General features: G+C 59.5%; 20 protein-coding genes. 4 read left to right on the top strand and 16 right to left on the bottom strand.

All coding sequences use genetic code 11. From position 1 onward, the window contains the following. The first annotated feature begins 148 nt into the window (after positions 1-148). The 3 genes from Q0859_RS16505 (at position 149) to folD (ending at position 3368) form a co-directional block, all read left to right on the top strand. Entirely contained in the window at positions 149-1825 is a 1677-nt protein-coding gene (locus Q0859_RS16505) for a formate--tetrahydrofolate ligase (protein WP_299153392.1), read from the top strand. Positions 1826-1973: 148 nt separating this feature from the next. Continuing rightward, a complete protein-coding gene (locus Q0859_RS16500) occupies positions 1974-2453 on the top strand; it encodes a hypothetical protein (protein WP_299153197.1) in 480 nt (159 codons plus the stop codon). Positions 2454-2465: 12 nt separating this feature from the next. Continuing rightward, a complete protein-coding gene (gene folD, locus Q0859_RS16495) occupies positions 2466-3368 on the top strand; it encodes a bifunctional methylenetetrahydrofolate dehydrogenase/methenyltetrahydrofolate cyclohydrolase FolD (RefSeq protein ID WP_299153195.1) in 903 nt (300 codons plus the stop codon). On the opposite strand, the gene pdeM is transcribed toward folD, so the two are convergent. From pdeM to Q0859_RS16415, 16 genes are all read right to left on the bottom strand, one after another. Then, the gene (pdeM, locus tag Q0859_RS16490) at positions 3365-4027 is read right to left on the bottom strand and encodes a ligase-associated DNA damage response endonuclease PdeM (RefSeq protein ID WP_299153193.1); all 663 of its coding nucleotides are present in this window, start codon (positions 4025-4027) and stop codon (positions 3365-3367) included. The two genes, folD and pdeM, sit on opposite strands and share 4 nt — an antisense overlap. Before the next feature lie 94 nt (positions 4028-4121). Beyond that, a complete protein-coding gene (locus Q0859_RS16485) occupies positions 4122-6560 on the bottom strand; it encodes a ligase-associated DNA damage response DEXH box helicase (protein WP_299153190.1) in 2439 nt (812 codons plus the stop codon). 102 nt (positions 6561-6662) lie between these two features. Then, the gene (locus Q0859_RS16480) at positions 6663-7451 is read right to left on the bottom strand and encodes an NAD(P)-binding domain-containing protein (RefSeq protein ID WP_299153187.1); all 789 of its coding nucleotides are present in this window, start codon (positions 7449-7451) and stop codon (positions 6663-6665) included. Continuing rightward, entirely contained in the window at positions 7448-8755 is a 1308-nt protein-coding gene (locus Q0859_RS16475; protein ID WP_299153184.1) for an ATPase, read from the bottom strand. The genes Q0859_RS16480 and Q0859_RS16475 overlap by 4 nt, the downstream gene beginning before the upstream one ends. A gap of 76 nt (positions 8756-8831) precedes the next feature. Beyond that, positions 8832-9329 carry a prepilin peptidase gene (locus Q0859_RS16470; protein ID WP_299153182.1) on the bottom strand — a complete coding sequence of 166 codons (498 nt, stop codon included), beginning with the start codon at positions 9327-9329 and terminating at the stop codon, positions 8832-8834. A gap of 4 nt (positions 9330-9333) precedes the next feature. Beyond that, positions 9334-10194 carry a tetratricopeptide repeat protein gene (locus Q0859_RS16465; RefSeq protein WP_299153179.1) on the bottom strand — a complete coding sequence of 287 codons (861 nt, stop codon included), beginning with the start codon at positions 10192-10194 and terminating at the stop codon, positions 9334-9336. A 106-nt stretch (positions 10195-10300) separates the two neighbouring features. Continuing rightward, positions 10301-10795: a tetratricopeptide repeat protein gene (locus Q0859_RS16460; RefSeq protein WP_299153390.1), complete on the bottom strand. Its 495-nt coding sequence runs from the start codon at positions 10793-10795 to the stop codon at positions 10301-10303. Between the two features lie 161 nt (positions 10796-10956). Next, positions 10957-11925: a type II secretion system F family protein gene (locus tag Q0859_RS16455; RefSeq protein ID WP_299153177.1), complete on the bottom strand. Its 969-nt coding sequence runs from the start codon at positions 11923-11925 to the stop codon at positions 10957-10959. 11 nt (positions 11926-11936) lie between these two features. Beyond that, the gene (locus tag Q0859_RS16450; RefSeq protein WP_299153175.1) at positions 11937-12902 is read right to left on the bottom strand and encodes a type II secretion system F family protein; all 966 of its coding nucleotides are present in this window, start codon (positions 12900-12902) and stop codon (positions 11937-11939) included. A gap of 12 nt (positions 12903-12914) precedes the next feature. Beyond that, complete coding sequence (locus Q0859_RS16445) at positions 12915-14345, bottom strand: CpaF family protein (RefSeq protein WP_299153174.1); 1431 nt, start codon at positions 14343-14345, stop codon at positions 12915-12917. 26 nt (positions 14346-14371) lie between these two features. After that, positions 14372-15610: an AAA family ATPase gene (locus Q0859_RS16440; RefSeq protein ID WP_299153172.1), complete on the bottom strand. Its 1239-nt coding sequence runs from the start codon at positions 15608-15610 to the stop codon at positions 14372-14374. 296 nt (positions 15611-15906) lie between these two features. Further along, positions 15907-16569 carry an OmpA family protein gene (locus Q0859_RS16435; protein WP_299153170.1) on the bottom strand — a complete coding sequence of 221 codons (663 nt, stop codon included), beginning with the start codon at positions 16567-16569 and terminating at the stop codon, positions 15907-15909. A gap of 10 nt (positions 16570-16579) precedes the next feature. Next, on the bottom strand, positions 16580-17998 hold the full coding sequence (locus tag Q0859_RS16430) for a type II and III secretion system protein family protein (RefSeq protein WP_299153168.1): 1419 nt from the start codon (positions 17996-17998) through the stop codon (positions 16580-16582). A gap of 300 nt (positions 17999-18298) precedes the next feature. Further along, the gene (gene cpaB, locus Q0859_RS16425) at positions 18299-19156 is read right to left on the bottom strand and encodes a Flp pilus assembly protein CpaB (RefSeq protein WP_299153166.1); all 858 of its coding nucleotides are present in this window, start codon (positions 19154-19156) and stop codon (positions 18299-18301) included. Positions 19157-19352: 196 nt separating this feature from the next. Next, on the bottom strand, positions 19353-19526 hold the full coding sequence (locus Q0859_RS16420) for a hypothetical protein (protein ID WP_299153164.1): 174 nt from the start codon (positions 19524-19526) through the stop codon (positions 19353-19355). 105 nt (positions 19527-19631) lie between these two features. Continuing rightward, positions 19632-19838: a hypothetical protein gene (locus Q0859_RS16415; RefSeq protein WP_299153162.1), complete on the bottom strand. Its 207-nt coding sequence runs from the start codon at positions 19836-19838 to the stop codon at positions 19632-19634. Positions 19839-20211: 373 nt separating this feature from the next. Here Q0859_RS16415 and Q0859_RS16410 point away from each other — a divergent pair, with 373 nt between their 5' ends. Beyond that, positions 20212-21015 (top strand): lytic transglycosylase domain-containing protein, encoded by an 804-nt coding sequence (locus tag Q0859_RS16410; protein WP_299153160.1) that lies wholly within the window; start codon positions 20212-20214, stop codon positions 21013-21015. Positions 21016-21027: the final 12 nt, after the last annotated feature.

Genomic DNA, 21027 nt, shown 5'->3' with positions numbered 1-21027 from the left:
CGCGTCACAGGTTTCCGAAATGAAACCTATAGCCCCAACTGGGCCGCTACATCGCGCTGAAATGTCGGAATTGCGCGCATGATCCCTAGGCATGCGGCTGTATGCAGGCCACGAGTTACATGTCCACTACGACCTTGCGGGGAGCATCATGGCCTATAAATCCGACATCGAAATCGCGCGTGAAGCGCAAAAGAAGCCGATCCAGGAGATTGGGGCCAAGCTGGGGATTTCCAGTGATGATCTGCTGCCTTATGGCCACGACAAGGCCAAGGTCAGCCAGTCCTTCATCAACTCGGTTCAAGACCGCGCCGATGGCAAGCTGATCCTCGTCACGGCCATCAACCCCACGCCCGCAGGCGAGGGTAAGACGACCACGACCGTGGGTCTGGGCGACGGGTTGAACCGCATTGGCAAGAATGCCTGCGTGTGTATTCGCGAGGCGTCTTTGGGTCCGAACTTTGGCATGAAGGGCGGTGCTGCGGGGGGCGGTTACGCGCAGATCGTGCCCATGGAAGAGATGAACCTGCACTTTACGGGCGACTTTCATGCTATCACCTCGGCCCATTCGCTGCTGAGCGCGATGATCGACAACCACATCTACTGGGGCAATGAACTCGACATCGACACCCGCCGCGTCGTGTGGCGCCGGGTGGTCGACATGAATGACCGTGCCTTGCGCCAGATCACGGCGAGCCTTGGCGGTGTGGCCAATGGTTTCCCCCGCGAGGCGGGCTTTGACATCACCGTCGCCTCTGAAGTGATGGCCATCCTGTGTCTGGCCAAGGACCTCAAGGACCTGCAGCAACGTCTGGGCGATATGATCGTGGCCTATCGCCGGGATCGCAGCCCGGTCTTTGCACGCGACATCAAGGCCGATGGCGCTATGACCGTCCTGCTCAAGGATGCGATGCAGCCCAACATCGTGCAGACGCTGGAAAACAACCCCGCCTTCGTGCATGGCGGCCCGTTTGCCAATATCGCGCATGGCTGTAACTCGGTCATTGCGACAACCACGGCGCTGAAACTGGCGGATTATGTGGTGACCGAGGCGGGCTTTGGTGCCGATCTGGGGGCCGAGAAATTTATGAACATCAAGTGCCGCAAGGCGGGCCTTGCCCCGTCGGTTGTGGTCTGCGTCGCCACGGTGCGTGCGATGAAGATGAACGGCGGCGTGGCCAAGGCCGATCTGGGTGCCGAAAATGTGGACGCGGTCAAAGCAGGTTGCCCGAATCTGGGTCGACATATCGAGAACCTGCAATCCTTTGGGGTGCCGGTTGTTGTCGCGATCAACCACTTTGTCACCGATACGGACGCCGAAGTGCAGGCTGTGAAGGATTTCGTGGCCGAACAAGGGGCCGAGGCGATCCTGTCGCGGCACTGGGAGTTGGGCTCCGAAGGGTCCGCCGATCTGGCCACCAAGGTTGCCGAACTGGCCGATGCGGACACCTCGAACTTTGCCCCGATCTATCCCGATGAGATGCCGCTGGCCGAGAAGGTGCAAACAATTGCCAAAAAGATCTACCGCGCGGATGGGGCGTTGATGGATCAAAAGATACTGGGCCAGTTGAAACTGTGGGAAGAGCAGGGTTATGGCCATCTGCCGGTCTGCATGGCGAAAACGCAGTACAGCTTTTCGACCGATCCCACGTTGCGCGGTGCACCAACCGGGTTCTCAGTACCTGTGCGCGAGGTGCGCTTGTCTGCCGGGGCCGGGTTCATCGTGGCTGTGTGCGGTGAGATTATGACGATGCCGGGTCTGCCCCGCGTGCCGTCGGCTGAAAACATCCACCTCAATGAGAGCGGCCAGATCGAAGGGCTGTTCTGAACTGAGATGAGGGAGGCGGGCGACACGCCCGCCTTACGACCATGTTTCGCTGCCCTCACGTTTTGGGCAACACCGCTCAATCCGATTGAAATTGCCAGATCATCCGGTCAGCCTGCCCGTCAATTGAAAACCGCCAAAGGACTGTTCCATGACCCGATTGATCGCCATCATTATTGCCACGCTGGCCGTGACCACCACTTTTGCAGCCGCAAGTGACCGCTACGCCGGCTATTATTATCCCGAGATCACATCGACAGAGAACTTTACCCGCGTCATCCGCGAGGCCCCGCAATCCAGCAAGGCGGTCCGTGTCGAGTTTGTCACCAACCTGACCGTGGCCCAATTGGCCGCCCCCGAAAGTCCGCGCTTCGTGTTCTTTGCCAAAGGCGATGATGCCCGCCATCTGACCGTCATTGCGCTGGATGACGAGGTGTTTTCGTCCATCTACCGCGCCCGCGCCGTCTTGGCCCAAATGACGTCAAACATGCGCAACAACGACTTTTTCCGCCAGCAGAATCTGCAATTCGTGGCGACGTTTTACGACCTTTTGCAATTCATGGAATTCGACACGCTGGTGGTCAGTGATGGCGAGACATGGTCGCATGAGGTCACTTTTGTTCGAAACTAAAGGAATGTGTGCATGAGTGCGACGATCATCGATGGCAAGGCGTTTGCGGCAACTGTGCGCGGCAAGGTGGCCGAGCATGTGACCCGGCTGAAGGCGGGTCACGGCATTACGCCCGGTTTGGCAGTGGTGCTGGTCGGTGAGGATCCGGCCAGTCAGGTCTACGTCCGCTCCAAAGGCAAGATGACCGTCGAGGTTGGCATGACCTCGGTTGAGCACAGGCTGGATGCTGACACGTCCGAGGTGGATCTGCTGGCGTTGATAGCTGATTTGAACGGTGATCCTGCCATCCATGGCATCCTCGTACAGCTGCCCTTGCCGGGGCATTTGAACGAGGATCTGGTGATCAATTCCATCGATCCGGCCAAGGATGTCGATGGGTTTCACATCTCGAATGTGGGTCTGCTTGGTACGGGGCAGAAATCAATGGTGCCGTGCACGCCGTTGGGTTGTTTGATGATGCTGCGTGATCATTACGGCAATCTTTCGGGCCTCAATGCCGTGGTGGTGGGTCGCTCGAACATCGTGGGCAAGCCCATGGCCCAATTGCTGCTTGGCGACAGTTGTACCGTCACCATCGCCCATTCGCGCACCAAGAACATTCAGGATGTGACCCGCGCTGCTGACATTGTGGTGGCGGCGGTGGGTCGCCCTGAAATGGTCACAGGCGACTGGATCAAGCCCGGCGCAACCGTGATCGATGTCGGGATCAACCGTATCGACGCCCCGGAAAAGGGTGAGGGCAAGACCCGCCTTGTGGGCGATTGCGCCTTTGACAGCTGCGCCGAGGTTGCGGGGGCCATCACACCTGTGCCGGGCGGCGTGGGGCCGATGACAATCGCCTGCCTGCTGGCCAACACCGTCACAGCGTGCTGTCGCGCCAACGGCTTGGCCGAACCCGAAGGGCTGACCGCCTAACGCGGCATGGGGATTTCGATGGGGTGCGCGCCGGTCAGAATGGCGCGCGCATCAGCGCGCATGATCCGCGTCAGCACTGCATCATGGCTGCGCAGACCACCTGTGTAGGTGCCATAGGCGGGCATGATCAGCTTGTCGCTGTCGATCAGAAAGGCGGGGCGCGTTATGGCACGCCCGCGAGTGTGCAAGGTTGCTTTCGGGTGGTAATGCCCTGAAATCTCTCTCGTTTTCCCCGTCTGCGCGATGTGGCGAAAAGTCAGCGGGGCAAGGTGCAACTCGCCCAGATGCGTGCCGCCATATTCAATCGGGCCGGGATCATGGTTGCCTTCGATCCAGATCCAGCGCCGTCCGGCCTGCAACCGCGTGATCCACAGCCTCTCTTCCTCCGGCATGGCACGGGCCGCTGCCAGATCATCGAAACTGTCACCCAGGCAAATGACCGTACGCGCCCGTGTGGCCTCAAGATCAGTGGCAAGTCTGGTGAGCGTATCGCGGGTTTCGTAAGGTGGGAGGGCAGCGCCGCCGCGCCGGGCGATCCGTTCGGCTTTGCCAAGGTGCAGATCCGAGACGCACAGGACGCCTTCGGCAGGCCAGAACAGCGCGCCCGAACCAAGCGCCTTAAGCGCCGCGCCGCAAAAGGTGAGATCACACATGTTCATTCTTTGTTCATAGTTTGGCCGGGCGCGCGCTTCAAGTCATGGGGTGGATATGTGGGTGGAGGATTGAATGAGTATTTTGGGAACAATGAAAGGCTTAGAAGGGAACGCGCCATTCTTTCCTGGAGGGCTCGGGTGGCAATCCTGCGGTCGACATCAGCCGCGCGGCTTCTTCGGCGAGCAGCTTTTCTTCGGCCAGCCCTTTGATGGGCACGCGCCCCACCTCCAGCATCAGCGGGGCGGCGAGCGGCGTGACACGGTCGAGCGTGATCAGATCGAAGCGATCCTCGATGCGGGCGCACATTTCCTCAATGCGCCCGAAATCGACAAGGCCGCGCATCGCTTCCTGCCGGGTAATGTTGAGCATGAGGTGATCGGGGTCGTATTTCGCCAGGGTGTCATAAAGGATATCGGAGCTGAACGTCGCCTGTCGCCCCGATTTGCGCGCCGACGGGGTGTTGCATTCGATCAGCCCCGCGATGGTGGCTGAGGCACGAAAGGTCCGCTTCATCACCGCGTTCCCGGCCAGCCATCGCTCAAGCCCGTCGCGTAGGGACTGAATGTCGAACAGCGGCCCCGGATCCCGGATCGGGTCCAGCCCCCAGATCAGCGTGGCATAGTCGGTCGCCAGAAAGCCCAGGGGGTTGAGGCCGGTTTCCTCCATCCGTTTGGTCAGCAGCAGCCCGAGTGTCTGCATCGCATTGCGCCCTGCAAAGCCGTAGACGGCGGTGTGCACGCGCCCGTCATGGGGAAAGCTTTCGATCAGCAGGCGACCCGGCTCTGGCAGGCGCGAGACCTTGCGTTGCAGCGCCAGCCATTCAGCGGTGTGGGCGGGCAGTTCGGGCCAACCGGGTTGTTGAAACATCTCGATGATGCGTTGGCTGAGTTGGGTGGAGGTGGCGAACTTGGTGCCTAAGAAGGTGGCGATCTTTGGCTTCTTGGCGGCGTCACGTGTCACTTGTACGGTCATTTCGCGCAAACTGTCATAACGCACAATTTGCCCCCCGATCAGGAATGTATCGCCTGCCGTGAGGGTGGCGGCGAACCCTTCCTCGATCTCGCCCAGTGGTTTGCCACCCCGGCCCTTGAAGCGGACCTTGAGCGTATCTGTGTCCTGAATCGTGCCGATGTTCATGCGGATGCGTTGGGCAGCGCGCGGATCGCGTAATTGCCATTGTCCGTCGGCGCGCCGTTGCAGGCGTTGCCATTGGTCGTAAGCGCGCAGGGCATAGCCCCCCGTTGCGCAAAAATCGATACAGGCGTCGAATTCGGCGCGGGTGAGCGTACTGTAGGCCCCGGCGGTGATCACCTCGGCGTAAAGCGCGTCGGCCTCGAATGGGCCAGCAGCGGCGGTGATCAGGATGTGCTGGCACAGCACGTCGCGCGGCCCCGGCCCGCGGGGGTCACCGTCAAGCGCGCCTTCCTTGACCGCCTCAAGCGCGGCGACGCATTCCACGACCTCGAACCGGTTGGCGGGCACCAGCAACGCCTTTGAGGGCGCGTTGTAGCGGTGGTTGGCCCGCCCAATCCGTTGCACCAGCCGCTTGACGTTCTTGGGCGCGCCGACCTGAATGATCAGATCCACATCGCCCCAGTCGATCCCCAGATCCAACGTGCCTGTGCACACGATGGCCTTGAGATCACCTGCCACCATGGCCTGTTCCACCTTTTCGCGCTGCTGGCGGTCAAGCGAGCCGTGATGAATGCCGATGGGCAGCCCGTCACTGTTGGCCAGCCAGATGTTGTGAAAATATAGCTCGGCCTGCGCGCGGGTGTTGTGAAAGATCAGTGTGGTTTTGTGCTGTTTGACCTGTTCGAGCACGGCGGGGATCGCGTATTTGCCCCCCGAGCCAGACCATGGCGGGGCCTCGTCCGTGACCAGCATCTTGATATCGGGCAGGGGGCCGGGATCGGCCTGCAAAATCGCGCACGGATCGGGATGGCAGGCGAGAAGGTGGGCGATGGCACCGGGGTCTTCGACGGTGGCGGACAGGCCCACACGACGCAGATCGGGGCACAGGCTTTGCAACCGCGCCAGCGCCAGAAACAGCTGGTCGCCCCGTTTGCTTTCGGCAAGGGCGTGGATTTCATCGACAATCACCCGCCTGAGGCCCGCAAACATGCGCGGCGCGTCCTCGTAGCTGGTGAGCAGGGCAAGGCTTTCGGGGGTGGTCAGCAGAATGTGCGGGGGATCTGCGCGCTGCCGGTTCTTTTGGGTTTGCGAGGTATCGCCGGTGCGATCCTCAATCCGGATCGACAGGCCCATCTCGTCGACCGGCGTGCGCAGGTTGCGTTTGATGTCGCTGGCCAGCGCCTTGAGCGGCGAAATGTAGAGCGTGTGCAGCCCCTCATGGGTGCCATCGCTCAGCTCTGCCAGCGACGGAAGGAACCCGGCCAATGTCTTGCCCCCGCCTGTGGGGGCGATCAGCAGCAGGGCGGGCTCGGATGCGCGATCCAACATGGTCTGTTGGTGGGGATGGATCGACCAACCCTTTGCGGTGAACCAGTCTGTGAATTGAGGGGGGAGCGCGGACATGGGCTGCAATGTAGCAGGCTGCGGAACAGGAGCCAGCCCTGCATGTGCGGTATTATTTACAGCGGGAAACAGAGGGGTAGGGCGCAGGTGTCCTGCGCCCCTTCAATGGCGCGGGGTCAGCGCCCGGATTGCGGATTGGACCACCTTGGGCAAGGTCTGGTCCGCGTCTGGTGGTGCGGCATCAAGCGCTGCGGCGACATCCTTGACCAATATGCCGATGGAGTTGTCATTGGCGTATCCGTCGCGCGCAAATTCGATGCTGTCATAGCCCGAGGCCAACCAGTTTTGCCCCGACGAAGTGGCGATCAGCGCCAGCAACCGGTCTTGGTCCAGACCCGTGGCGTCGGCCCAATCCAGCACCAGACGGGTCATCGCGGTGTGCGAGGCCGCCAGCAGGTTGTTCAGCACCTTGGCCTGCATTCCCATCCCGAAGGTGCCCATGTGGTGAAAGTGTTGCCCCATGAGCGCCAACAGCGGAATGGCGTCGTCAATGTCGGCCTGTACTCCACCCAGCATGAACGTCAGCGCCCGGTTTTGGGCTGCGATCTGGGCCCCCGACATGGGCGCATCAATCAACGTGATGTGACCCGGCACCCGCGCGCGCAGGTCGCGCACATAGCGTGGTGAGAGGGTGGAGCATATAAAGATACGCGTCAGCTTGGGCGCTGTCTGCATCAGATTTTGATCCCCGAACAGCAGGGTGTCGGTCTCATCCGCGTCGCGCACCACGCTGAACAATGTCTCAACGTGCGGTGCAAATTGCATCAGGTTCGTGTGGATATGCGCCGCGCCCTTGTCGAAAACATCAAAGCCAATCGCATCTGTGCCGCCATCGCGCAATGCCGCCAGCATCGGGGCACCCATGCGTCCGCATCCCGCGACCCCGATCATTTGACGATATGTTCGTCCTTGACGAACATGTTGGCCCAGGCCCGGTCGATCAGGTCAGGGGACATCTGCGGTGGGATACCTTCGAAATTGCAGGTCGCAACCATCTGATCCACAAGGAAATTCGGCTGATAGTTCGCATAGATATTGTCGATGGTCGGGTATTTGACCTTGAGAAGGTGGATCAGCGCCTCTTCATTCAGGGCCATCCCCTTTTTCTTGGCCACCATCGCAAAGATCTTGAGGAAGTTTGCCTGATCCGGTCCGTCGATCTTGATCTTGAAAAAGATCCGGCGCAGGGCGGCCTGGTCAAAGATTTCGTTGGGGTGGAAGTTTGTTGAAAAGACCACCAGCGTGTCAAAGGGGACTTCGAATTTTTCACCCGATTGCAGGGCCAGAATGTCCTTGGATTCCTCAAGCGGAACAATCCAGCGGTTGACCAGCGCCTGCGGCGGCTCGGTCTGGCGGCCAAGGTCGTCCACGATGAAAATGCCGCCCGTCGATTTTAATTGGAGCGGGGCCTGATAGGTTCGCGCTGTCGGATTATAGACGAGGTCAAGCATCGACAGGGTCAATTCCCCCCCCGTGATCACGGTGGGGCGCTCGCATTTCACATAGCGCATGTCGTGGGGTGTGCGCTTGCGCAGGGCGTTGGGGTCCTGTTGGACCTCGGGGGCCAGCACATGCACGATAGGGTCATAGACGGTGATGACCTGCCCTGCATATTCGATGGCGCGCGGCACATAGACCTGATCGCCAAGCGCATCCCGGATCCCGTTGGAGATCGAGGATTTCCCGTTGCCGGGGGGACCGTACATCAGGATCGAACGGCCTGCGGACACGGCGGGGCCAAGTTGGTCAAGCAGGTCGTCGGGCAGGACGAGGTGGCCCATAGCTCCGGTCAATTGCTGGCGCGTGACCATGATATTGCGGATCGACTGGCGTTTGACCTGTTCGCGGTAAACATCCAATGGCACCGGCATGGCACCGAAATATTCGGACTGCGCCAGCGCATCAAGCGCGCGCGATTTGCCCTGTTCGGTCAGCTGATAGCCCATCTCGTTGCCGTTGTTGGCATTGAGCGTGCCGGTCGCCTCCATCAGTCGCTGTTCGCGGCACATGTCGATCAATTCCTGCACCACCGGCAGGGGCAGGCACATCGCGGCCGACAGATCCGAGGCCATATCGAGCGTCTTGCGGAACATGGTTTTCAACGTGATGTCGCGCATCATCACGATGGGCAGTTTCATCTCTTCGAGCCGCTTGGGCGCGGGGGGCGCGATGATGTCGGAGACTTGCATATTCATCGGGTGTGGCCTGCTGCTAGGTCTGGTTTGGGACCGTCTTAGCGCTCTTTTCCGGCCAAATTATGACCCAATCAGGTCAAGACCCGTGCACTGTTGCCAAAGCCACATAGAGTGCGAGCGTGGGGCCAAGCGCAAAGCCCATGGGGAACTTGTTGGCTTTTTGGTCCCAGCTGTCCCATGTGGGGGCGAGTTTGTGCAAGGGCGTGTACTTGGCGATCTTATGGACCACAAAGGCGGCCAACAGGACGGCGGCAAACAGCGCCATCAGCAGGCGGACATCCCCCAAGGCCACGTAAGGGGTCGCAGCGGCAAGGAATTTTGCATCACCCGCCCCCATTGCGCCTGCGGCATTCAGGATCATGCACACAACCAGAACTATGCCCAAATGGGCCAGTTGCCACAGATACACATCAAACGGAAAGACGACCAATCCGACGACCACGAACACCCCAACCATGACCAAAACGGTCCGGTTGCTGATCCGCATCGCGGCGAGGTCAGTATAGGCTACGTGCAAACACAAGGGGATGAGAAATGGCAGGAACCACATGGCAGCCTGCGCAGACAGGGCCATCACATCATCCGTCCGCGGTGTTGTTTTCCAGCGCACGAAGAGAGCGCACGGCAGCCTCGAAATGCTGGGGATGGGTTTCGATGGCGTCGCGCAACAGCGATTTGCCGGTCTGGATATCCCCCTGCTTGATCGCGGTAAGCCCAAGGGTGTGCAGCAACTGCGCCCGCTCGGTCTGATCAATGGGGATCACGGGCAAGGCATAGTTGCGCTGTGCCCCACGTGCCAGGATCAGGTTGTTCTTGGCTGTGAACAGCTTGCTGTCCTGCCGGATCGCATCGGTGAACAGGGCTTCGGCCCCCTCGAAATCGCCGCGCGTCAGCTTGGAATAGCCCCAGTTGTTCAGCACGCCCGAGGGACGGGTGGTGAGCCCTACGGCCGTCTCGTAAAAGCTGTCCGCTTTCTTCCACTCTTTGTTGCTGTCCGCGATCAACGCTTCAAGGCGGTAGCGTTTGAAGGTCTCGAAGGTGGGTGGGACCTTGTCCAACTCCTCTTCGGCGCGCTTCCATTCGCCTGCCCGCAGCAATGCGTCGGCATAGTCGACCCGATCATCATTGGTGACTTCATCGAAGGTGACGACCTTGGCAAAGGCCGGAACCGCCTCGCGATAGCGTTTGGCGCGTACAAGGGATGTCGCCAGCCCGCGTTGCACTTCGATCCGGTCCGGGTTTTCAGCGGCGGTGCGTTGAAAATGGCGCACCGCCTCGTTGGGGTCCGCAACCGTGAGCATCACATCGTTAAGGTCGGATTCATCAACCACGTTTACGTCCTGAAACGCGCGATTGACGGTGTCATCCGCAGACTCGCCGCACGCGGCCAATGCCAAGACGCCTGCCAAAGAGGCCGTCAAAATAACTGGGTGGCGCATGATTGCGTCCTTTTTCCTGCTCGTTCACGCCGTGCTATTGCTGCGCGGTCGCATCTGTTTTCTGCCCGCAGGCAGATCAATTTCGCGCCCCTTGGGGCACCTCAAATTAGCCAGCAGTACTGATCAGAAAGTCGCTGCTGCCTCGGCGGACCAGTTTGTACTCGGCCTCGTTGATATCTAAGCTATCAGAATTTTCAAAATTTGCGAGTGCTAAGCGCAAATTATCGCGAATGAGTGTGCTTTCTCCGTCATCGAGAGCGAAGGCGCGGCGCAAAATCTGAACCGCTTCGGAATCCCTGCCTTGATTGAGCAGGACAACACCCAGATTGTTCAGGTCTTCGGGGTGGGGATCATATTCGGTCGTGGCCCGGCGCAAGAGCGCTTCGGCCTGACCCAGGCGTCCCAGCCCAAGGTTCGCAGAGCCCAGCCCCGACAGGATTTCAGCGTCAAATCCATCGGCGAGAGCGGCCCGGTTGAACGCCTTGATCGCCAGTTCGTATTCGCCGGCGGCAATCAGGCGATGCCCGACCTCGACGCCGCCCACCGCATCGCCGCGCAGGTTCACGCCGGGTGCATCCAGCCCTTCGTCAGACGCACCAATGCCGCCCGGAGCACAGGCGGCAAGAAAGGCAGCGCAGAAAAAGGCGGGCAGGGCCCGGATGCCTGAGTATTCCAAAGTCGTTTGGACCGTTTTTATATGACTGCATCGCCCACCCTGATGGGCGCGCGATGCGGGTTCTTAACACGAACGACGCGGTGTCGCTAGTTGCTCAGATTGCCCAGTTGGGTGATTCCGTGCACCGACGGGCCCACCAGAATGATCAGCAGCGGCGGAACCGTCAGCATCATCGTGGCCAGCGTCATCTTGGTTGGCAGCTTGTTGGCCGCCTCTTCGGCCCGCATGACCCGCTTGTCGCGCATTTCGCCTGCATAGACCCGAAGCGCATCGGCAATGGATGTCCCGAAGCTGGCAGATTGGACCAGCACCGTCACAAAGCTTGCCACATCCTGCACGCCGCACCGCTCGCCCATGTCGTTGAGGACGGTGACCTTGTCCTTGCCCGCTTTCATTTCGTAGCTCACGATCTGGAATTCCTGCGCAAGGGCAGGATAGGAGGCGCGCAATTCACCCGCGACCCGCGTGATCGACTGATCCAGCGATTGTCCGGCCTCTACGCAGACCAGCATCATGTCGAGGCTGTCTGGAAAGCCTTGCGTGATCTCTTCCTTGCGGGATTCGACCCGGCGTGTGACCCAATATTGCGGCAGGTAATACCCAATGCCACCGGGCCCGACCGTATACATGATGATCTTTTGGGTGGTCATGTCATCAGTACCCACCACAAAGTTGGTGTAGACCACCCCGAGCACCAGCCCGAACACACCCAAAATGAACTGGGCGGCGTGAAAGACCCGGACCGCATCGCGAGAGTTGTAGCCCGCCTGACGCAGCATCAACTGGCGCTTGCTCAATTCCGCCAGATCTTCGGGTTCGAGGAACTTCGAGAATTTGTCGAGTTGTTCGTTGTGCCCGCCCTGGCGCAGCCGCTCTTTGCCCGTGTTGGCATGCCCGGTCTTGCGGACTCGTTCCAGCTTGGTCAGCGGGTCTTCGGGTTGGCGCATCATCATAACGACGACGATGACGACCATCATCACCCCGAGCACGCCCACGATAACGATGGGACCAAGAGGGCCGAGGATGTCGGTGATGGGTTGCATGATTGCGTCCATGGGTCTTCTCCTCAGACTTTGATGTTGGTCAGCATGCGCATGACAAACAGGTTCACGGCCAGAAAGATGCCCACAACAAAGCAGGCGGGGATGAAGTACGGGTGATCGCGCACCTCGTCGTAGTAATGCGGATCCCCGATGTTGATCACGACCAGCGCGACAAGGGGGAAGGCGGACAGGAATTTGCCCGACCATTTTGCCTCGGCAGTGATGGCCTTGACCCTGCGGAACAGCCGGAACCGGGCGCGGATCACCTTGGCAAGACCCGCCAGGATTTCAGCGAGGTTGCCCCCCGATTGCTGTTGGATCGTCACGGCCACCGACAAAAAGCGCAAATCCTGCATATCAAGCCGTTCGGCCATCCCTTTGAGCGCTTCGCCCACGTCCCGGCCAAAGGCGGATTCGTCTGCAATCACCCCAAACTCCGACGCGAGCGGGTCCTGAACCTCTTTGGCGACGATCTGAATGGCGGAGCTGAACGGGTGACCGACCTTGAGCGAGCGCACCATGAGCTCGACCGCGTCGGGCAGTTGTTCCTCGATCATGGCAAGGCGCTTGCTGGCCTTGGACGACACCCAAAAGAACACGCCACCGACCCCGATGCCGACCGACAGCAGAATACGCACAGGCGGTTCTGTGGCGGTGCCAACACTCAGACCGACAAAGGCGGCCACAGACAGGCCCGCCATCACCAGCATCAACTGCTTGGGGGTAAAGGCGATGGCCGCCTTTTGCGCCCGATCCGCCAAGAGCGAATAGAGTGGGATGGAGCGCGCACCCATATGCTGCTGCATTTCCTTGCGCAGCTGGTCCAGCACTTCTTCGCGGCGACCGCCAGCCTTGTTCAACATCTCCATGCGTCGGTTGACGCGGCTGTTGAGGCTGATGGATTTGCCGAAAGCGACCAGATAGATGCCCTCGACCAGGACGAGGACACCGATGAAGATCAGGCCGTAAATAATTGGTTCTGCGCTCATTTCTTTTTTTCCTTATTCGGCAGCGATGGGTTCGTAGATCGACGATGGCAGATCATAACCCCACATTTTGAAGCGTTCGGCATAGTGCGAACGCACGCCCGTGGCGGTGAAGTGCCCGATGATCTTGTTCTCGGGCGTCAGGCCGACACGCTGATAGCGAAAGATTTCCTGCATGGAGATCACGTCGCCTTCCATGCCTGTAATCTCGGTGATCGAGGTCATGCGGCGCGAACCGTCCTGCAAGCGTGAGGCCTGCACGATCAGGTTCACAGCCGACGAAATCTGGCTGCGCACGGCCTTGAGGGGCATCTCGATACCTGCCATGGCGATCATGTTTTCCAGACGCGACACACCATCGCGCGCCGAGTTGGCGTGGATTGTGGTCATTGAACCGTCGTGGCCGGTATTCATGGCCTGGAGCATGTCGATGACCTCTTCGCCGCGCGTCTCGCCGACGATGATGCGGTCAGGGCGCATCCGCAGGGCGTTTTTCAGACAGTCGCGGGGGGACACTTCACCTTTGCCCTCGACGTTGGGCGGACGGCTTTCCATCCGGCCCACATGGGTCTGTTGCAGCTGAAGTTCCGCTGTATCCTCGATTGTGAGGATGCGTTCGGCGTTGTCGATAAAGGACGACAGCGCGTTGAGCGTGGTCGTTTTACCCGAGCCCGTACCGCCCGACACGATCACGTTCAGACGGGTCGCAACCGCGGCCTGAAGATAGGCGGCCATTTCCTCCGTGAAGGCCCCGAAATCGACCAGATCGTCAATGCCGAGTTTGTCCTTCTTGAATTTACGGATGGAGACGAGGCTGCCATCCACCGCGATGGGCGGCACCATGGCGTTGAAACGCGAGCCGTCCTTCAGACGGGCGTCCACATAGGGGTTGGATTCGTCCACGCGCCGACCAACGGCGGACACGATCTTGTCGATGATGCGCAAAAGGTGGCGTTCATCCTTGAACGTCACATCCGTCAGTTCCAGCTTACCGGCGCGTTCCACAAAGATCTGTTGCGGGCCATTTACAAGAATATCGTTGACGGTTTCGTCCCGCAAAAGCGTCTCAAGCGGGCCAAGGCCCGTGACCTCGTCAAACAGCTCTTTGTTGAGGGTCTGGCGGTCTTCGCGGTTCAGGATAATGTTGCGTTCTTCCAGCACTTCGCTGGTGATGGCGATGATTTCCTGACGCAATTCGGCCTCGGTCGCGTTTTCAAGCGCGGCCAGGTTCAGGTTGTCAAGCAGGGCGCGGTGCAGATCGAGTTTGATCTCGCTCATCCGCGCCTTTTTCTTGAGTTCCTTGTCGATGGGCATCACGGCTGCCGCAGACGCGTTCGCCTTGCGCGACACTTTGGATTTGGGCGCATCGGCTTTGGGCAGTTCTGTCACCTTGGCCTCGGGGGCTGGGATCGGGGCGGGTGCGGATTTTTTATACTTCGAAAACATGGGGCTACCTCTTGACGGGTGTGGGATCAGGCGGCCTTGGCCTGATCTTCGCTGAGTTCATGGATCGAGGCCGCCAGCTTGGCGATTTCGCGACGCAGCGGGTTCTTGGCGGCCGAGCTCGCCAAGGGCAGACCGTGATCGGCGCCTTGCGAGATCGGCTTGCCACCATCGGGCAGATGTACTTCGACCGAGATATCAAGGCTTTCGCCCAGGCGTTTGACCCGCGCCTTGCCGCCAAGATCGGCGAATTTAGGCGCGCGATTCAGCACATAGCGCAGCTTTTCGATGGGCAGTTCTTCGGACTGAAGCGCGCGTTTGAAGCGCAGCGTGTTCTGGGCCGACCGCATGTCCAGCTCAAGCGTCGTGAAATAGATGTGGGCCGCGTTCAGCACCGTCTCCGTCCACTGCACAAGGGTCGAAGGCATGTCGATGACCACGAAGTCAAAGTGGGCACGGGCCATGTCGATCACGCGCCTGATGTCGTCGGAAGTGACCAGATCAAGCGGGATCATGTCCGCAGGGGCTGTCAGCACTTGCAGCTTGTCCTCGAAGGTCAGCAGCGACTGGCCAAAAATTTCGTCATCCATGCTTTCGGTGTCCGACAGCATTTCAAACACCGCCTCACGGCGTGGCAGGTCCAGATAAGTGGAGGCCGACCCAAATTGCATGTCCAGATCAAGCAGACAGACCGAAGGGGTCTCGCTTGTGCTGAGCAAGGCCAGCTCCCAGGCAAGGTTCACGGCCAGCGTTGTGGTGCCGGTGCCGCCTGCGACACCGTGTGTGACAAACACCGCGCCTTCCTTGTTCGCCCCGGTTTTTAACTGCGCTGTGCGCTCGGTTTCCACGGGGAGCGGCTGTGGCGTGGCGCGGACACGGTCAATGGCTTGCTGCAATTCACCCTCGGGAAGAGGGTAGGGGACAAATTCGTCGGCCCCCTGGCGCAACAATTGATGCAGCGAGGCGGGGGTGACGTCTTCGGCAATCAGGATCACCTTGATATCGCGGGCCTTGGCTTGCGAGATGATCTCGCCCATCAGAACAAGATTGTCCTCGTCCGCGTCATCCAGCGCCAATGCGACAAATTCCATGGCCGCCGCTTCGGGTTGGCCGAAAAAGGCCAGCGCTTCGGCAAAGCCAAGATCGCCCCACGATTCGCCCAACACCTGTTCCATGTCTTCGATCAAAAGATCAAAGTTCTGCACATCCCGGCTGATCGTGCAGGCCACGATGGGTGCGGTTTCTGGTTGTGGCATTACGCTGCTCATTGCCGTGTCGTCCTTATTCCAAGGGGCTGGCAGTGCGATGCGACGTTATTTTTACGCCCTGATTGCCTGCGTGACCCACGCCCGGTCAAAGTGTCCGGGCATACCTATCCTTAGGGTCGGTTGTCGCAGTCAATTCAGGCGAGATTTGGGCCAAAAAACCCCAATTGTTTGGTTTCTTGGGACGGTCACGGCGCGCAGGCCGCATTGTTCGCGCCACGCGATAGTGATTTTTGGGGTAAAGAAGGGCCGAAAAGCGGGGTCAGGCACAGGCTCTGACCCCGAAAATATGTACGGCGTTATTCCGAAGCCAGGTCAGCCGTGACAGTGCCGCTGAGGTCTGATTCGGCGCGGGCGCTTTGGACATAGTCCCGATAGATGATTTGGGCATACTTGCCGTCAATCACAGTGGGATGTGCCTGAACAAAGCCGCTGACCTCGGTTACGGTGCGCCGATTGCGCCGTTCGCGTCCCTGGGTCACGATCAGGGGCTGGGTTTCGCCGAAAGAGGCGACCGCTTCGAGGCGTGACCGGCTGATGCCTTGGGTGGACAGGAAACCCACCACCGCATTGGCGCGGGCAAGCCCAAGCCGTTTGTTATAGCTGTTGGAACCCACCGCATCCGTATGGCCATAGACCCGGAAGCGGATTTCAGGGAACTGGCGGATCCAGCGGGCTTGCTGGCGCAGTGCATCCTGCGCGCCTGCATCCAGTTGGGCAGAGTTGAATGCGAAATTGACAGTCGTGATCACTTCGGAGGCGAAGCGGTTGGCCAGATCGAATGTGTACTGACGCTCACCCGTCAAAACGAGGGTATTGTTGGCGGTCGCGTTCCCGAACTGGCCGGTGTCGACGACGGCACCTGCCTCACGGTAAAACTGGGTGTAGACCGGATCGCCAGAGGGACCGCATGCCGAAAGTGCGATGCTGCTAGCCAATGCGACGCTGATGATCGGTTTCATGACCCTGTCCTTAATCCAACACGTAGCCATATGAGCCGGAGAAGTCCTGTTTGGCAACCTCGCCGGCGGCCCCCTGTTTCGGAGTCCGTGTGCCAGCGGCTGTGCGTCCAAACAGGAACAGGTCCCGTTCACTTGGTGGTTTGATGCGATCGGTGGGCAATGCCAGCGCATCGCCACGCACAGGCGTGACAAGATGGGCCGTGACCACGATCACCAATTCAGTTTGTGCGCGTTGATACGATGCCGAGCGGAACAAGGTCCCCAGCACAGGCACGTCGCCCAGCCATGGCACTTGACCCGCGAGGTCCTGAAAGTCGTCCTGCAACAGGCCAGCCACTGCAAAACTCTCGCCATCGCGCAGTTCGACCGTCGTGTTGGTCTCGCGCCGCGAGAAGGCGGGGATGTTGATGCCGTTGGTGTTGATCGAGTTTGCGGTATCTACTTCGGACACCGACGCCTCAACCTGAAGGTTGATCAGATCTTTGTCGACCACCACGGGAATAAAGTTGAGCTGGACCCCGAACGGCTTGAATTCAACCGAAATCTGGCCCTCCTGCTGGCTGACAGGGATCGGAAATTCGCCACCTGCGAGGAATGTCGCCTCTTGACCCGACAGCGCAATCAGATTGGGTTCTGCCAGGGTGCGCACAACGCCTTTTTGTTCAAGCGCCTCAAGCAGCAGGCCAACCTGAAGGTTGCCAGCGTTGAAGCCGAACAAAATCGCGCCTTCGGTGCCGGGTGTGACCTCAACATCGCTCGAAATCGAGTTGTTGCCATCGAGGAACGTGCCGGTTTCACTACTGGTGCCCAACTGGCCCCCAAAGAGGGACCCGTTGAACCCAAGCGATGAGCTGAGCGATTTGGAGACCGAGCGCTGCATTTCGGCAAAGCGCACTTTCAACATGACCTGCTGGACGCCACCGACGCTCATCAGGTTAGACACGCGGCCCTCGGCGTAGCGTTCGGCCAGATCCAAGGCACGTTGCAGACGCGAAGCAGAGGAGACGACGCCCGACAGCACGATACCGTCATTGGCGGTGCGCACTTCGATCTTTTCACCGGGAAGGATCTGGCGCAGCCGTTCTTTGAACTCGGAGATATCAGCGGCGACGCGCACGTTCACGTTGGTGATCAGTCGCCCGTTGCCATCCAGCAATGTCAATGTCGTCAGCCCGGGCGATTTACCCAACACATAGATTGTGCGGTCGCTGAGCGAGGAAATGTCCGCGATGGCCGGGTTTGCAATGCTGAGTTCTGCAAATGGCGTATCACTTTCGACCACCACGGCCCGGTTCATCGGGACGTTCAGGTTCGATTCGGTCTGCTGGCGGACCACGCGCAATGTTTCTGCATGCGCAGTCAATGCGATTGGGCTTACAGCCATGGACAGCCCGACGATGGCCGCTTTGAAGATTACGTCAATTTTCATGTGACCTGCCCTTTTGATCACGCCTCGGTGCCGGGTCTTGATGCCCGCGAAATTCATTCGGGTCATAGTGCCCGTGTGGTTCTGTCAGACCATTGGGCCCGCAGCGTTTGATTTGATATCTTGCCTGTTCTTGTGCGCGGGCTTTTGCCCACTGTTTTGCAGACCGTGCAGCAGTTTGAGATTTTTTGCAAGAATCAATGGGTTCAGAGAGGAGGTTTATGTGGATAACTGGCAACAGGGGCACAAATGCAACTGGCGCCCCCAAATGGGAGCGCCGGGCTAAGTGATTGAATAGAAGGCTCAGTTTGTGCAGGGAATCGGGATTGAGACCACTTCTGCGCCGCGCCGTGTGCGGATGGAACAGGTTTTCTCTTTGGGGGCCTGCACCGCAGCGGCACGCTTTTCGATGCCCAAAAGCGAGCGTTGGTCAATCTCGATCGCCCCGGCAACGGTGTCGTCCCCGGCACCGACAAGGGACAGCGACAGGCGCCCGGTGGACTGGGCCTGGGCCAGCTTTGCGACCTGTTCAGGTGCGACGGAGACAGTCACCGTCTGGGCAACGCTGGCACCGCTGAGATCGCTGGTGGCACTCTGGTCGATCGCGATGAGCTGGACGGCGGGTTCGATGAGCTTGGTCACTTCGCCAACACTTGCGTCGAGCGACTTGTCGACCCGACCGGTCCAATAGACGTCCACCCGGTCGCCCGGACGCAGGAACCCGGACACACCGGAGGCCACATCAACCCTGAGTGCAAACGCACGCATGCCACGGGCCAAGCGCGACGTCAGACCTGCTTCCTCGCCGGGTTCGGTAACCTTCACTTTCAGGATGGCCTCATCCTTTTCCATGGCGCGCAGCACAAAGCGGGGATCCTGCTGCCCTTCGGCAAAGAGGGGATTGTCAGCCGTGAATGCGCCTTCGGGAATGGCCGTGACAGGCCAATCGACGGTCCGAACGTCCTCCGTCTTGAGCGCCTCGCCGTATTTCAAAACCCGATCCGACACATAGACGGGGATCGTGGGCACAATCTTGTCCCGCTCGGCCCGCTCGGCGGCCAGCGCGGCTTGATATTGACCAATGTAATTCTTGGCCATGTATACGGCACCACCGGCCAGGGCGATCCCGGCAAGCAATACCAATCCGAAAACCATTCGCATCTCAGCACCTCTTTATTGGGTTCATTATTCGCCGGAACGGCGGGAACCTCTCGGCATCATATATGACAGTGGAATGTGGCATATTCTGGGAAGGGCTGGGGTGTGTGTGGGGCAATTGCCCTGCGCCAGTCCCCAGACATGCAAAAGCGCCCGACCTTGAAGGGGCGGGCGCCGGTTGTTCACACCTGGCGGTGGATCAACGGAAATTGCTCATATAGGTGCCTGTCTCGGCGGTCAGTTTGGTTGCGCCTGCGTTCATTTCGGCCACCATGATCACCGCAATGGCAACCACACCGGCACAAACGACGACCCAATCGACCGTTACCGCGCCGCGTTCGCTCTTGCAGAACTCTTTGATAAAAGCGGTCATGTCATTCACCTGTAAAAACAATTTCTGGAAGTGAGATGTACAAGGGGCCGCGACCGTGGTTGGACGCGGCCCCTCGCTGTATCGTGTTAAGTCCGAATGAACCTATTAGTTGCCGCCGTCGGCTGCAGGTGCAGCGTTAGGGTCTTGCTTGCCCAGGAATGTGTTGGTCTGAGCGGTCAGGTCGGATGCGCCAGTTTCGATCGACGAATAGGCAGCAACGGCCAGACCAACAACAGCAGCTGTCAGCACAACCCAGTCAACAGTCACGGCACCGTTTTCGTCTTTACGGAAGTTTTTGATAAATTTCATCATGGTAGTGTCCCTCCAAAGGATCAGTAGATTTTTCAGTTCAACCTCGTCGTCCGTCTTGAGGGCCGTTTCTCTCTGTTGGCCCATGTCCGACTTGGTATGCCGCTATATAGACGTTTGATTGGGGCACGAATTTGGCGGCAAATTGGGCTTTTCGCGTCTGCATCCAGAAAAACTGAAATACCTCTCTAAGGTATTGTTTTTGCTAAGCTAACTTTTTGTAAAAAATGTTATGGAACGCGAGCAAGCGCCAATAGCGTGGCAAATGTGGCGAAACGGCCATCTTTAACGCTGCAAATGGTGGCCTGAAGCCCCTTTTTTTGCGACACTGCCTGCAAAAGCGCGACCAAGATCGTGCAATCAGAGGCAGGCAGATATGACAAAACGCATTCTATGCGCCGCGATATGCGGTTTGGTGCTGAGTTTCGGCGCTGTTGGGGCTGAGTCTCCGCCGCCGTTCAAGGATTTCTCGGCCAAACGTGTGAAACCGCCCAAATCCGGCGCGCAAAAGCGGATCACCGTTCAGATTGATCCTGCGGAGGTGGTTGAAGAAGAGGTCGTGCCCACCGCCACCGGGCCAGAGGCCCCCAGTGGTGCCCGGTTCGACTGGTTCTGGGAAGATGTCTCTCCTGATCTGGCAGATGCGGGGCCGGGTCGGCTGGACCTTGCCATGCGCGCCCTGGCCCGGGCCGACGCCAAAGTGCCCGCGCCACGCCTGCAACAGATGCAGGCGCTGGCCAAGGCGCGCGGTGTCGACATTCTGCGTGCCACCATCGACACGGACGTCTCGCCTGCGCTGGTGCTGGCCGTGATGATGGTTGAATCCGCCGGAGAAGAGGACGCCGTGAGTTCGGCGGGGGCGCAGGGCCTGATGCAGTTGATGCCCGCCACCGCCAGCCGCTTTGGTGTGACCGACAGCCTCGTGGCAGCGCAGAACATCGAAGGCGGCGTGAAATACCTCGACTGGTTGATGGGTACGTTTGAGCGTGATCCGATGTTGGTGCTGGCGGGATACAATGCGGGTGAGGGGGCTGTGCGCACCCATCAGGGGGTACCGCCCTTTCCCGAAACGCGGGATTATGTGCCTAAGGTGCTGGCCGCGTTCCAGATTGCAAAAGGGCTTTGTATCACGCCACCCGAGCTTGCCAGTGACGGGTGTGTGTTCGCGGCACTGAACTGAGGCCGCGCAATC

It is taken from the genome of uncultured Tateyamaria sp., assembly GCF_947497045.1.
GTDB lineage: Bacteria > Pseudomonadota > Alphaproteobacteria > Rhodobacterales > Rhodobacteraceae > Tateyamaria.
This window is presented reverse-complemented; position numbering and strand designations above follow the sequence as displayed.